Raw genomic sequence first — 13,217 nt, 5'->3', positions numbered from 1 at the left:
GTATGATGAAAAAAGAATTGCATGTCATTTCAACAGGACAGCAAGAAAAAGCAGATGTGATTAAAATTGCCAGAAGCATTCACACATATGTGGATTATATTCATTTACGGGAGAATCATCGGTCACCAGAAGAAATTCTTCACTTCATTCAAGGCATGAAAGAAGCGGATATTCCCCTTTCAAAGGTAATACTAAATGGACCGTCAAGTGTGGCGTTAGCTGGAGGGGTAGCTGGAGTTCAACTTTCCCATAGAGGCGAAGATGTACTCAAAGTAAAAAAGAATTATCCAATGTTACGTGTGGGATGCTCGGTACATTCGCTTAGTGAAGCATTGGAAAAAGAAAAAAAAGGTGCCGACTTCTTATTATTCGGACATGTGTTCGAAAGTAATTCTAAGCCTGGACTCCGTCCTCGTGGTCTGCATGCATTACAGGAAATCACTGCTTACGTATCAATTCCTGTCATTGCTATTGGCGGAATGATTCCTTCGAATGTACAGGAGGTTCTTACGGCAGGTGCTAGTGGAGTGGCTGTCTTATCGGGTATTTTTGGAGCGAATGATCCCGAAAGAGCTGCCTTCAATTATCATAAGGAACTTGAGGTGAAGCAAAATGACCATTTACGTTAACGGTAAAGAAACATTGTTAGGAACAGGAACCAATACGATTATGACACTCATTGAATATTTCGAACTAAATCCAAAGGTTGTTATTGTTGAACGCAATAAAGATATCGTTGCGAAAGAAAATTATGAGTCTACGATCCTTGAAAAAGGTGATCATATTGAACTCGTACATTTTGTTGGGGGAGGTTGATGATTTGAGCGACCGATACTCGAGACAGGAACTTTTTTCACCAATTGGGAAAGAAGGTCAAAAGCAAATACAGCAATCACATGTATTAATTATTGGAGCAGGCGCACTAGGAACAGCACTTGCTGAATCTCTCACACGAGCAGGAATAGGGAAACTGACCATCGTTGATCGTGATTACGTCGAATGGAGCAATCTTCAACGCCAACAGTTATATAGTGAATCTGACGCTCGTGATCGGATCCCGAAGGCTGCAGCAGCAAAAAAACGGCTTCAAGACATCAACTCTGACGTGGAAGTGGTATCACATGTGATGGATGTAAGCATCGAGGAGATGGAGCAGTTAATGGTAGGGGTTGATCTTATTTTAGATGCAACCGATAATTTTGACACGCGACTACTTATCAATGATATGTCACAAAAAGCGAACATTCCATGGATTTATGGAGCATGCGTGGGGAGTTACGGGTTGTCTTTTACCATCATTCCAGGAAAAACTCCGTGTTTGCAGTGTTTATTAGATCATATTCCTCTAGGTGGAATGACCTGTGACACAGCCGGTATCATTTCACCCGCAGTTCATACCGTTGTTGCTCACCAAGTAACAGAAGCACTTAAGCTTCTTACTAGAAATCTAACAGCACTTAGAGGCTCTCTTTATTCGTTTGATCTGTGGCTTAATTCATCGTCATCGATTTCAGTAGATAAAATGAAAAAAGATGATTGTCCGTCTTGTGGAAATACTCCACATTATCCGTATTTAGATAAAACCAACTCAACAAAAACAGCGGTGCTCTGTGGAAGAAATACCGTACAAATTCGACCAGCAACCAACACAAACTTAAATCTTGAAGCACTAGCTGATCGACTGAAACCCTACGGACAAGTGAGTAAAAACCATTATTTACTATCACTGACGAAGGGAGAACACAGACTCGTATTTTTTACAGATGGACGTGTACTTATTCATGGAACAAAGGATATTGCAGAAGCAAAAAAATTGTACTATCAGTTTGTAGGATAAAAGGAGGGTCCTCGTTTTTAGAACAGGACCCCTTTAGCTATTCTTGTCCGGTCACAGTCACATTTCTAACCGAAAATTCCGTTTTCTTCTTCTCTTTTGTTAATACAAATACATCTATTTGTGAGGAGTCACTCTCAAGTATAAAGTCTAGTTGTTTTAGGCTCCAGTTGCTTGTTAATGGGACTTCCAGTTCTTTTTCTTTTAAAAATTTGCCCCTAGCATCTGTTTCTTCAATTTTTAAAATGACCACATCTGACCCTTTGGCTTCCATTTGAAACAAGATGTTTTTGGTTTCAAGATCTTTAGGTGTTGAAACAAAACCTTCTCCGGCCTTCAATCCTTCTGTTTTAATGAGAAATTCACCTTTTTGCGCCTCTTGAACAGTAGCACCTACACCAAGTAACGGAAGGCTTGTCATTTCTTTCGCGGAAATACTTTGACTTTTTACCACAAAAGCCAGCAAGATTACCAAAAACACATGCATCGTTTTTTTCATCGTTTTTCCTCCTATTTGGTTACCATATCTAATTTACTGAGAGTTGCTGGACCTGCAATACCATCAGCTTTTAATTTATATTTCTTTTGAAACGCAATAACGGCATTTCTTGTTGCTGCATCATACACACCAAGTGAATTCCCTCTGTATACGCCATTTTTCTTTAACTTGTTTTGCATATCCACTACAGCCGCACCTTTTGAACCAGAACGTAAGGTAGGGTACTTTTTAACAGAGGTTGTTGCTGGTTTTGATACGGTAGCCACTTTGGTTGGGGCGATTACCGCATCAAGCTTGGATAAAGTTGCAGGTCCTGCGACACCGTCCGCTTTTAGCTTGTATTTTTTCTGAAAGGCAATGACCGCATTACGCGTACTTGTATCGTATTTACCATGCACACTTCCTTTATAAATTCCCGCTTTCTTTAGTTTATTTTGCATATCTGTAACCGCTGAGCCACTCGATCCCACTCGAAGAGTTGGATATTTCTTTGCTGGTGCTGCTACGATAGGAGCCGGTGCTCTTGGTGGAGCTACGGCTGGTTTTGGTGCAGGAGCAGGTGGAGGTACCGGTGTAGTTGGAACAGGAGCAGAGACAGCACCTGGTGTATTAGCAGCTGGTTGACTTGTTATTGGTTGCTGATTAGTAGGTTCGGTTTGCAAAACTTTTACTTTCAAAGCTTGTCCAATAAAGATGGAATCTGTTGTTAATTGGTTCCATGCTTTCAATTCATCAACGGTCATTTTATAAGTGGTCGCAACTTTCCAAAGTGTGTCGCCAGATTGAACGATATGTGTAACAGCAGAAGAAGGAGCCGTGCTTCCTGTTTGCTCCTTTGGCTGAGTTTCATTAACGGTAGAAACTTCTACTTGTCCATCATGTGCTAACCATGTACGATACGATTGCCAAATGGATGAGCTTTCTTGCCCTAAACTCCAACTTCCAGAGCCTTTTAAATTATATTTATGAATTAACTGTAACTTCGCTTTAATTGACTCATGATTTTCATACCAAATATGATATGTACCAGCAGTAAGAGTGTTGCCAGCAATGGTCATAGTTGGGTCTCCTGGTTTAATCGTAATGGTTGCTTTAGGGGATTGTGTCTTCTCATCGTAGGTCACCGTACCGCCGTATTTGGCGAGCATTTCATCAACGCGGTTGTTGGAAATCCCCGCTCCGCCTGTTGCTTCACCTTCTTTCCAGTATCGTCCGTAAAAGGGAACTCCTAGAACAATTTTGTCAGCAGCAACTCCTTGATTCAAAGAGTATTGAATGGAGCGTTCCACCCAGCCATAACTTGCGACAGGGCCTTGAGGTCCTCCGGTATAGCTTTCATCATAAGCCATAATCATTAAATAACTGGCATATTTCGCAAGCTCTTTGTAGTCATAAGACCCATGCCAGCCTTTGTTCCATCCGTTTGGGTTAGCAGCAATAGCTACTGAAATCTCCTTGTTTGCAGGAAGTTTTTCGCGCAACAAGCGAACCAAATCTGTGTAGGCTTCACGGTCGATATCTGTCACATTTTCAATATCCACCTGAACACCATCAAGATTATTTTTTACGATAAAGTCGGCAATTTGAGAAGATAATTTTTCACGGTTGCTAAGCTCCTGGCGTCCGAGCGTTCGGTCCCAATGATTACTTAAAAAGGGTACGACTTTAATTCCACGGGCATGCATTTGAGTAACAAAAGCTGGATCAAATTGAGAACTAATTTTGAGCGATCCATCGGCATTCAAATCAAAATAGCTTGGGGACACTTGATTTAAGTTTCCTTGTGTCTTATCCACTTGAGAAATATAAGAGTTTGTATTTCCAAAATATAAATAACTCATGTTAAAAGTCACTTCGTGAGCGGAAGCTCTTAATGAAGGGAAGTTAGCAAGAATCATGGCACCAGAAACAACAAGAACCCTTGCAATCTTTAAACCAGGGAATTGCTTTTTAACAAAACCTTTTGCTGAGTGCTGGAGAGTATCGTTTCCCTGCCAAATTCCGTACTAAACTCAGTAATTAAACTCATTTTATCTATGTCCATATGTACAATAGCTATAAGCTGCCCGTCTTGTTCTTTTAGTTCAATTTGAGAAAATTCATACATTTTGTTGTTCACTCCCTAGTGTTAGTATGTTCTATCTGTCTGGTCATCATGAAAATTACATAACAGATAAAGGAAGGTTTCTTGGTATAATGAAGCCATAAAGAAATTTATAAAGGGAGAGGAAAGGAATGTTCATTCGTAAAGCCATACCTGCGGATGCAAAGGGCATCGCAAAAGTTCATGTTGATAGCTGGCGAACCACTTATAAGCATATTTTTCCAGATGATTACCTACAATCATTAACGTATGAAAGCCGAGAAGAATTATGGAATGGGGTCATCCCTAACGGACATGTATATGTCGCTGAAAATCATCAAGGGGAGATTGTTGGTTTTTCTTCAGGTGGAAAAGAAAGAACAGGAGACTACCCCGGGTATGAGGGAGAATTATATGCCATATACATTCTGCAGGAATACCAAGGGAAAGGGATTGGGCGCCAACTCGTGAAGCCGTTAATTGAACAGTTCAAAAATGAGGGAATGAATTCAATGACGGTGTTTGTCTTGGAAGAGAATCCTTCAAAGCATTTTTATCAATCACTTGGAGCAACAGAAATCGACCGGCTAAAAGATACCATAGCCGGAAAAGAAGTAATTGAACTGGTATACGGTTGGAAAGACTTTTCAATAATCACATAAAATACACCCATATCTATTACATCCGACTCATTAATTTCATTTATTTCGCCAACAATAAGAAATAAAGTTATAAATGAGAGGACGATAATAGTTGAAAATGCAAATGGATTTAACCGCCAGTGAACAAGGCTATCTCTGGTCGATGTACCAGTCACTTTCCATGAATATGTGTATATTAAAGTATTTTGACCAAATTGCAGAAGATGAAGAGGTTAGGGAGTTAAACAAGGAAATTTTAGCTTGTTGTCTGAACACACAACTTGAAATTACAACAATTATGAATAATGAAGAATTTCCCATTCCTGTTGCCTTTACAGATCAAGATGTGAACTTACAAGCAGGCAAACTATTTACAGAACCACTTATTCTTTATTATCATTGGTTTGTTTCAAAAGGAAACTTAAATTATTCATCCATAGCCTTGAATACGATTGCACGGGAAGATGTATTTGCTTTATTTAAGAGATTTAATACCGAATCATTAGAATTATTGGATAGGGCAAGAATTCTTCTACTCGAAAAAGGATTATGGATTCGATCACCATATATCCCGATACCAAGTGAGGTTCAATTTGTTCAAAAACAAAGCTACTTAACGAAGTGGCTTGGTGAGCATCGTCCATTGACAGGTCAGGAAATTTCAATGATATTTTATAATGTTTTAACGAATGAATTAGGACTCACGGTGATGAAAGGATTTATTCAGGTCACTGATGATGAGCCCTTCAAATCGTATATGATCAAAGGGAAAGAAATAGCTACAAAGCATATGAACACATTAAGTGAGATATTTCAAAAGGAGGAAATCTCGACTCCTGGAGCATGGAGCGTGAGTACGACTTCTTCTAAAACGGCTCCTTTTTCAACAAAACTAATGATTTCGCTTATCAATTTCTTAAACACTCAAGGAATCGCCAACTATGGTGTGGCACTAACAAGTTCAATGAGAAGCGATATTTTCAGAACCTTTACTAGCCTGATGGCTGATGTTGCACGGTATACGGAAGATGGGGCGAATATTATGATTGAACATGGCTGGTTTGAATCTCCACCACAAGCACCAAAATTAACGTAAATTAGAAACGACCACCTATATAAGGATGGTCGTTTCATTAATTAAGAGATAATATGTGTTAGATTATTTGATTCAATAAGTTGTTTCTCTACCCAATTTCGTAATAGCATCTCTAATTCTGGATGAAGGGGAAGGGAAGACTCCGTAATTAAATCTTTCTTAACTGTTAGCATATGAGAGGTCTGAGCTTGAAATTTTAATGAATGACCCATATTCTCCACGATGTGATATTCAGAATCACCTTTAACAAAGCTAGCCAAATTCTCTAAAACCGCAGGGTTTGCTTGCACGTCTCTAGCGCCAGTAATCGCAAGAACGGGACAAGTAACCTTAGCTAAATCCTCCCGTACGTTATAGGCAAAATGTTCACGCATCCATTTTGCATTAATCGTCTGAAATTGAACCTTCATCGTGTCATTTTTAGATTCCATCACTTTTTGCATAAAGGCCTGGGCCTGAGGTTCAATTTTTTTATCAGCTTTAAACAAGCGCAATAGGAACCCAATAAACCCTTTGGCACTCCTCATATCAACAGCTGCTATCTCTCGTTGCCTTTTTAAGGCTTCTTCTAAACGTTCCACGGCACCCGCAAGTAAAATCAATCCAGACATTGGTTCTCTGGCTGCAAGAGCTGTTCCAATCATACAACCTTCACTATGACCAAGGACAATCACTTGATCTGCATCTACAGCAGCATGCATTTTTAAAAACTGGACAGCTGCTTGCGAATCGTCCACGAGATCCCAAAAACCTGTTCGGTTATAATCACCTTCGCTTTTACCAACTCCACGCTTATCATAACGTAAAGTAATAAATCCAAGCTCTGTAAAAAACTGTGCCAACTGTTTGTATAAATTAAGATCTAGCTTTTTATTTACTTTCCCATCACGATTCAGCTTTCCAGTTCCAGGAATAATTAATATGGCTGGAGATTTCTCCTTATCAGAATCAGGCAGACTAAGGCTTCCACTTAATTTAACTTTGCTTTGAATAACAACCTCTGTTTCTCTCATACACATCTCTCCCTACTCATTTGGTTCTGGTATGATGATATTAGCAAATGTTCGTTTCCTTCTATTTGATGCTTGCTTATTCGTTAGAACTTTAGAATACACTTGACCGAGCTCTTGAAGGAGGGAAGTGAACTCTTCGTCAGATAAATAAAGGGAAGCTTGGCGTAATGAAACTCCATCCTTTACAAAGTCTACCTTTTCCTGTGAAACATACCGTTCATATTCAGCCATGATATTAGCGATATACTTCATGAAAAGGGCCATGTATTGTTCTTTACTATAGTTGGCTAAATCGTCAGTCCCTAAGTTCGCTTCTTTAGGTTGAAGGGCATACCATTTTTCTACCGTTCCCCGAATTTGTTGCTCATCTACTACAAAAACAATTTTGGATTCAAATAGTTTTTTTAAATGACGATAAAGGGTCGCTTGAGGAATGTCTGGCATACGTTCCTTCATTTGTTGAACAGTTAAGGGCTCGCTAACAAGCGACTGGATGATTCTCATGCGAACAGGGTGTAAGATGACATCTGCTTTTGATTCACTCATATAAGCTGGCTCCTTTTTTTATATATTATCACTATTGATAATGATAATATAACCGTTTTATTGCCAAAAGTAAAGAGCAATCCAAATATAGAAAGGTGCTACGCCATGCTATCAGAAAGATATCACGCTTCTACATAAGTGCTTCACTAGACAATACTGTATAAGTAGGCTAAGGATGTCCATACTAATATCAGTTTCTAATGAGGAGGAATATTGTGTGAAGCACGATCATGACCATGGAGAAGATTCAATGAATCGAAAAACTCTAAAACAAACTTTAGAAGAAACTCTTGAACTTGAAAATCAGCTTTTACGCACATACGCTATTACCGCAGAAGCGGTCCATGAAGACCATGAACTTAAAATAAGATTACATAATATGGCTGAAGGAAATGCAAAAAGAGTCAATCAAATTGAGTATGAGCTTGATAAGTTATAAAATGGAAAAAGGGTGCAAGATTCCTTGCACCCTTTAACTTCGACTTAGAGGAGAGATGAAGATGAGTGCTTCCTGGTTATTTGTTCTTGCATCCGCAATAGCTGTAGTGGGTATTTCTTTTGCCTTTAACAAAATGATGCAACAGGTCCAAGACAAAGTAGAAAAAGGAGAACACCTAGACCTGAATACGATGCAAGCAGTGCAAACAAAGTTTTTTATTCAAGTGGCAATAGCTGAAGCAATCCCTATTTTGATCATCGTTTATGCATTTACTTTAATTGGTCAGGTAGTTGAGAAAAATATTATCGTTCCACTCGTAGTTATTATTGGAATATTGGTCGTTGCAATGGTTTCTCTTCTTCGTATCAGAAGGGATATAATGGGATCTCCAAGGATGAATCAACAAGCAGTAGGAATGATAAATACATTATTTTTTATCGGTGCAGCGCTGCTTTCTGCCATCCCCATCATTTCAATTGTTGGGATCATGACTGCAAGCTCGTAAAAAAGGACGGATTCATTTTATGCGTAAAACAAATATCGTACCATGGTCGGAAGAATGGGCTAGCGAATTTGAAAAAGAGGCGGGACTTCTCAAACAAATCTTTCAAGATAACGTGATTGACATTCACCACATAGGAAGCACCTCCATTAAAACAATTGGTTACGCTAAACCTATCATCGACATATTGATAGCCGTTCATGACATATCCAGAGTTGACCGTTTAAACACATCCATGCTTGAACTCGGATACGAAGCAAAAGGAGAAAACGGGATACCTGGGAGACGTTTCTTTCAAAAGGGTGGAGACCATCGTACTCATCATGTCCATGTTTTTCAAGAAGGAGATAACCAGATTAATTTCCACCTAGACTTTAAAAGGTATTTACTACAACACCCGAAACAAGCTGCCAGATACAAACAAAAAAAGCTGGAACTAGCTAACCAATATCCCGATGCACATCATCGATACCAAGAAGGAAAACAAGAACTTGTTTCTGAGTTGGCACAACTTGCCACACAATGGGCAGAAGAAATTCGAACATTGCGAGACCAATAGTATTTCAAATATCTCCTATTAATTAATTCAATGAAAAACCCCCACATTTCACAAGTGGGGGTTTACTAATTTCATGACTAATTGTTGTGATTTTAACGCTTCTTCACCATCGACTGAAGGCGTTATATCATGGTCAACACAATGAATAAAATGATGAATAGCATCTTCAAATCCGCGTTGTTTCAAAGTAGAATCCCAAGAGCCTGGGTAAGAAGTAGAGATGGTATCACTAGCTTCCTTCTCAGTCACATTCATATTCTTTACACGTATAATGGCCCCGTTCGTTACAAGCTCCAGTTGCTCCAATCCCGAACCAGCATTTCGATGCATGGCCGTCGTCAATTGAATACCGTCTTTTCTGGAGAACGTATGCTGTCCAAAAACCATCTCGTTTTTTTCATTTTTATGTAAGGCTCCATGCTGAAGAGTAAGATCACCATCAGCCAACCAACGGACTGTATCCACAAGATGCAAGTAATCATCTAACATTGTAAATTCTACATCATGTGGCCCAACACTATTCGCACGATGCTTCTCAAATCTCGCCCATGCAAATTCTTTCGATTGTTCCTTCGCTTTCACATACATAGGTGCAAAACGACGATTAAACCCTACCATTAATTTACAGCCTGTAGTCTGTTGCAACTCCACCAATTTTTCTGCTTGATCAAGAGTAGCCGCTAATGGCTTATCCACGTATACATGCTTGCCTTTTAAAAGTAAAGTAGAGATGATGTCAAAGTGTGTAGCCGTGGAACTATGAACAAACACTGCGTCGCACGCATCAGCCACTGAATGAACACTTGAAAAATCCTCAATTCGATATTGCTTACAAATTAAACCTCTCTTTTCCTTATTCGGGGTGAAAGCACCAACAAACTCCCAATCTGTCTCTCTAGTTAGAATAGGCAAATATGCCTTTTGTGCTATATTTCCAAGCCCAACCATTCCAATTTTTAATTTCAACTTATACCACCCCTTACCATTTATGTACATCTTTCATCATATAGAGGGAAGGGAACATCCGTCAACAAGGATATGATTAACTATTTTATCTAAGAAACAAAAATTTACATGCTATATTTAAAAAAGTGAAACCGATTCGTTAGCTTCTTCGTCTAACGCATGGAAATCAAATAAGTTAGTAGTTTATAAAAAAGGAGGGGCTTATATTTTGAGTTTAGAGAAAGAAATAGAACAAGCCCTTGTAGGAATATATGAACGAGAAAAAATCATTGAAATGGTGATGGATGAATATGGAACCAAGTTAAAACGAATGATCTACTCCTATGTAAAGGACTGGGAGGTTGCCAGTGATCTCACTCAAGAAGTATTTATCACCGTTTTTGAAAAACTATTATCGTTCAAACATCGCTCATCTTTTAAAACATGGATTTACACCATAGCCATCAATAAAAGCAAAGACTACCTAAAAAGCTGGCATTATCGAAATCTTGTAATCAATGAAAAGTTATTCTTTTTTAAACAGAGTGGGGAGAAATCACCCGAGGACCTCCTTTTGCAAAAAGATGTGCGGTCAGAGCTCACAAAAGCCATTATGGCCATGCCTGTGAAATACAGAGAAGTTTTTTTGCTCCACTATTATCAAGATTTTACTTACAGTGAGATTAGTGAAGCACTCGGCCTTCCTTTAGCAACGGTAAAAACAAGACTATTTCGAGGAAAAGAAAGATGTAAACGCTTCTTAACCAATGAAAGGGGAGAACAACATGGCTGATATTCATACACAGGTGAAAGACGCCGTTCATACAACAGCTTCTGAAAAATCCATTTTCACAGAATTAGAAAAACAACGAGTTCTGCGAAAAATACGATCTGGAGATATACAAAGCACAAAAAAGTCTAATCAATTTGTTCCAAAGTTAGTCACTTCTATTGCTGTTGCGGGATTTTTATTATTTATCGGTGGAATCATTGGATCAAATATGGAAAACAACAATAAAACATCACAAAGTAACACTGTTGCAGATGCAGAAAAGTTTTACCCAAACCTCCAAGATGGTGAGGTGTTAAATGGCTGGCGTCTCCTTACTAAAGGACCTTCTGACGGGGCAAAAAGGGAGCAAAACGGATTATTGCATGCTGTTTTTCAAGGCGAAGCCCAAATTACTGGCACTTTAAAATATTATGATAAAGATGATTCAGAACGCCCGGATCAAATTTTGTTTACCCCGGATAAGCTTTCCTTACAATCATTGCCTGTAGAAACGGGGAGACATCCAGACCTTACTTTCGAATCAAATGAGCAACGAAAACTAAAAGCCGTGTTCGGACTTGGTACCAATCGCATGGATATAGGGGAAGTCACACTCGTAGTTGACAACTACACGGCTAGGTATTTAAAAGGAAAAACGCTACCAGATACAGTAGGTATAAAGGAAATTGTCTTGCCGGAAGAACCGGAAGTTCAATCGACACCGTTTCATATTCAAATAAATCAAAGTCAGAAACTGGAACTTCCAACCGTTCTTCTTGATCGCTATGCACAATTCAAAGACACCAAAGATAAACAAATTTTAAATGGATTGTCCCCATCAGAAGTTTTCCAGCTCTTTTTCTATGCGGAGGAACTGAAGGATTACGAAACGCAATATTCGCTTTTTATTGACGATGAAGAATATTTAAGAGTGTTCGAAACGTATGAGGATTATCTAATTGCCAAACAGCAAAACCCTAGCACAAGCTTATTAGAACAAGTAAAAGCAGGAACCTTGTTTGAGCATATTATTGATAAAACTTCTGCAACCGTTAGTATAGAAGCAGAAACCACTGGCTTATCGTTCGGATTATCTAAAAATAAACATGGAATATGGTGCGTAAACTGGCTTCCTATCCAATAATTAAAAAAATGCCACCTATACGAATTGATAGGTGGTCGTTTTTATGTAAAAATAAGATATGTTAAAAAATATTACAAAAATTCAATTTTAGTTAGGTGTGAATGTGTGTGAAATGTGTTGCTCTTGATTTAGATGGTACTTTGCTCAATTCAGAGCATGAGGTATCTGCTGAAAACGAAAAGACGATCCGAAAGCTCCAAGAACAAGGGGTAGAGGTGATCTTGAATACAGGACGAGCTTATGCTGATGTTGTGAAAGTAAATGCGATTCGTGAGCTAAACTGTCCGATCCTAACGTTAAATGGTTCTGCGCTTTATGGGAAGGACGGTACCTTATTATACGAAACAACGATACCTGTTCCTGTCTATAAGGAAATGCTGACTGAATTAAGAAAGCTATCTGTTGGGATATTGGTATATACAAATCACGGAGGATTTCCTTGTACACTTCCTGGGTTAAGAGGTAAAAGTGACGAGGAACTTAAAGAGCTTTTCCTTACATACGATTATGACCATATTTTACAAATCGAGGATTTGAAGATTTTCAAATGTATTGCGGTAGTTTCTTATGAAGAGCTTGAGAGAATTCAAACCGTTAAGGAGCAATTATCCGGTTTTGAAGAATTAACTTTGGCTTCTTCCTTCCCCAATAACGTTGAAATCATGTCAAAAGAAGCTCATAAAGGGAAAGCAATTCAGCGCTATGCTTTGATGCATAATCATGTGTTTACTGAGATTTACGCATTTGGTGATGGAGGTAACGATTTACCGATGTTCGAAATCGCTACTGCATCCATCGCCATGGAGAACGCACCGGATGAAGTAAAGGAAAAAGCTACGTATGTAACTAAATCAAATGATGAGGATGGAGTTTCTCACGCCGTTTATCATATTTTAAAGCTTTTATAAGCAGTTTTTGATCGTTTTCCTCTTGTTCTTGAGCAGGAGGGGACGATTTTTTAAAAATCCTTAAAAATCTTCTTGTTGTTTTCTAATATTTTTGCGATAATCAGAACTTATTTGCGATTATCGGGAAATACTTGCGTTTCAAACAATTTATTTGCGATTAAAAATTTTTATTTGCTATTTTCAGAATTTACTTGCGATTATTAAAATTTATCTGCGATCCACCATTCAATCACAAC

At 38.6% G+C, this 13,217-nt stretch carries 16 protein-coding genes; 11 read left to right on the top strand and 5 right to left on the bottom strand.

The annotated features are described in order from the left end of the window. Positions 1–2 precede the first annotated feature (2 nt). From ACFFHF_RS23490 to ACFFHF_RS23480, 3 genes are read left to right on the top strand one after another with little or no spacing between them, the layout of a single operon-like run. On the top strand, positions 3–629 hold the full coding sequence (locus ACFFHF_RS23490) for a thiamine phosphate synthase (RefSeq protein WP_160546060.1): 627 nt from the start codon (positions 3–5) through the stop codon (positions 627–629). Further along, positions 613–816: a sulfur carrier protein ThiS gene (gene thiS, locus ACFFHF_RS23485; protein WP_160546059.1), complete on the top strand. Its 204-nt coding sequence runs from the start codon at positions 613–615 to the stop codon at positions 814–816. The genes ACFFHF_RS23490 and thiS overlap by 17 nt, the downstream gene beginning before the upstream one ends. A gap of 4 nt (positions 817–820) precedes the next feature. Beyond that, on the top strand, positions 821–1,837 hold the full coding sequence (locus ACFFHF_RS23480; RefSeq protein ID WP_160546058.1) for a MoeB/ThiF family adenylyltransferase: 1,017 nt from the start codon (positions 821–823) through the stop codon (positions 1,835–1,837). Between the two features lie 37 nt (positions 1,838–1,874). On the opposite strand, the gene ACFFHF_RS23475 is transcribed toward ACFFHF_RS23480, so the two are convergent. After that, a complete protein-coding gene (locus tag ACFFHF_RS23475) occupies positions 1,875–2,333 on the bottom strand; it encodes a hypothetical protein (protein ID WP_160546057.1) in 459 nt (152 codons plus the stop codon). 11 nt (positions 2,334–2,344) lie between these two features. Then, the gene (locus tag ACFFHF_RS23470) at positions 2,345–4,174 is read right to left on the bottom strand and encodes a peptidoglycan-binding protein (protein ID WP_340903526.1); all 1,830 of its coding nucleotides are present in this window, start codon (positions 4,172–4,174) and stop codon (positions 2,345–2,347) included. A 394-nt stretch (positions 4,175–4,568) separates the two neighbouring features. Here ACFFHF_RS23470 and ACFFHF_RS23465 point away from each other — a divergent pair, with 394 nt between their 5' ends. Beyond that, positions 4,569–5,078: a GNAT family N-acetyltransferase gene (locus ACFFHF_RS23465; protein ID WP_160546056.1), complete on the top strand. Its 510-nt coding sequence runs from the start codon at positions 4,569–4,571 to the stop codon at positions 5,076–5,078. Between the two features lie 97 nt (positions 5,079–5,175). Further along, positions 5,176–6,153: a DUF3231 family protein gene (locus ACFFHF_RS23460; protein WP_340906214.1), complete on the top strand. Its 978-nt coding sequence runs from the start codon at positions 5,176–5,178 to the stop codon at positions 6,151–6,153. 41 nt (positions 6,154–6,194) lie between these two features. On the opposite strand, the gene ACFFHF_RS23455 is transcribed toward ACFFHF_RS23460, so the two are convergent. Both ACFFHF_RS23455 and ACFFHF_RS23450 read right to left on the bottom strand, forming a co-directional pair. Further along, a complete protein-coding gene (locus tag ACFFHF_RS23455; protein ID WP_160546054.1) occupies positions 6,195–7,166 on the bottom strand; it encodes an alpha/beta fold hydrolase in 972 nt (323 codons plus the stop codon). Positions 7,167–7,178: 12 nt separating this feature from the next. Beyond that, positions 7,179–7,712: a helix-turn-helix domain-containing protein gene (locus tag ACFFHF_RS23450; protein WP_160546053.1), complete on the bottom strand. Its 534-nt coding sequence runs from the start codon at positions 7,710–7,712 to the stop codon at positions 7,179–7,181. A gap of 217 nt (positions 7,713–7,929) precedes the next feature. Between ACFFHF_RS23450 and ACFFHF_RS23445 the strand changes: the two genes are divergently transcribed. The 3 genes from ACFFHF_RS23445 (at position 7,930) to ACFFHF_RS23435 (ending at position 9,212) form a co-directional block, all read left to right on the top strand. Continuing rightward, on the top strand, positions 7,930–8,151 hold the full coding sequence (locus ACFFHF_RS23445) for a hypothetical protein (protein WP_340903524.1): 222 nt from the start codon (positions 7,930–7,932) through the stop codon (positions 8,149–8,151). 61 nt (positions 8,152–8,212) lie between these two features. Next, the gene (locus ACFFHF_RS23440; RefSeq protein WP_160546052.1) at positions 8,213–8,656 is read left to right on the top strand and encodes a hypothetical protein; all 444 of its coding nucleotides are present in this window, start codon (positions 8,213–8,215) and stop codon (positions 8,654–8,656) included. 19 nt (positions 8,657–8,675) lie between these two features. Continuing rightward, positions 8,676–9,212, top strand: coding sequence for a GrpB family protein (locus ACFFHF_RS23435; protein ID WP_160546051.1), 537 nt, complete (start codon positions 8,676–8,678; stop codon positions 9,210–9,212). Between the two features lie 48 nt (positions 9,213–9,260). Here ACFFHF_RS23435 and ACFFHF_RS23430 read toward each other — a convergent pair whose 3' ends face one another. After that, positions 9,261–10,160, bottom strand: coding sequence for a Gfo/Idh/MocA family protein (locus ACFFHF_RS23430; protein ID WP_340906212.1), 900 nt, complete (start codon positions 10,158–10,160; stop codon positions 9,261–9,263). A 226-nt stretch (positions 10,161–10,386) separates the two neighbouring features. Between ACFFHF_RS23430 and ACFFHF_RS23425 the strand changes: the two genes are divergently transcribed. From ACFFHF_RS23425 to ACFFHF_RS23415, 3 genes are all read left to right on the top strand, one after another. Next, positions 10,387–10,950 carry a sigma-70 family RNA polymerase sigma factor gene (locus ACFFHF_RS23425; protein ID WP_160546049.1) on the top strand — a complete coding sequence of 188 codons (564 nt, stop codon included), beginning with the start codon at positions 10,387–10,389 and terminating at the stop codon, positions 10,948–10,950. After that, complete coding sequence (locus ACFFHF_RS23420) at positions 10,943–12,073, top strand: hypothetical protein (RefSeq protein WP_160546048.1); 1,131 nt, start codon at positions 10,943–10,945, stop codon at positions 12,071–12,073. Before ACFFHF_RS23425 ends, ACFFHF_RS23420 begins: the two co-directional genes overlap by 8 nt. A 101-nt stretch (positions 12,074–12,174) precedes the next feature. Next, a complete protein-coding gene (locus tag ACFFHF_RS23415) occupies positions 12,175–12,981 on the top strand; it encodes a Cof-type HAD-IIB family hydrolase (protein ID WP_160546047.1) in 807 nt (268 codons plus the stop codon). The last annotated feature ends 236 nt before the right edge of the window (positions 12,982–13,217 follow it).

The sequence above is a fragment of the Robertmurraya beringensis genome, from assembly GCF_042433785.1.
Classification (GTDB): Bacteria; Bacillota; Bacilli; order Bacillales; family Cytobacillaceae; genus Robertmurraya_A; species Robertmurraya_A beringensis.
This window is presented reverse-complemented; position numbering and strand designations above follow the sequence as displayed.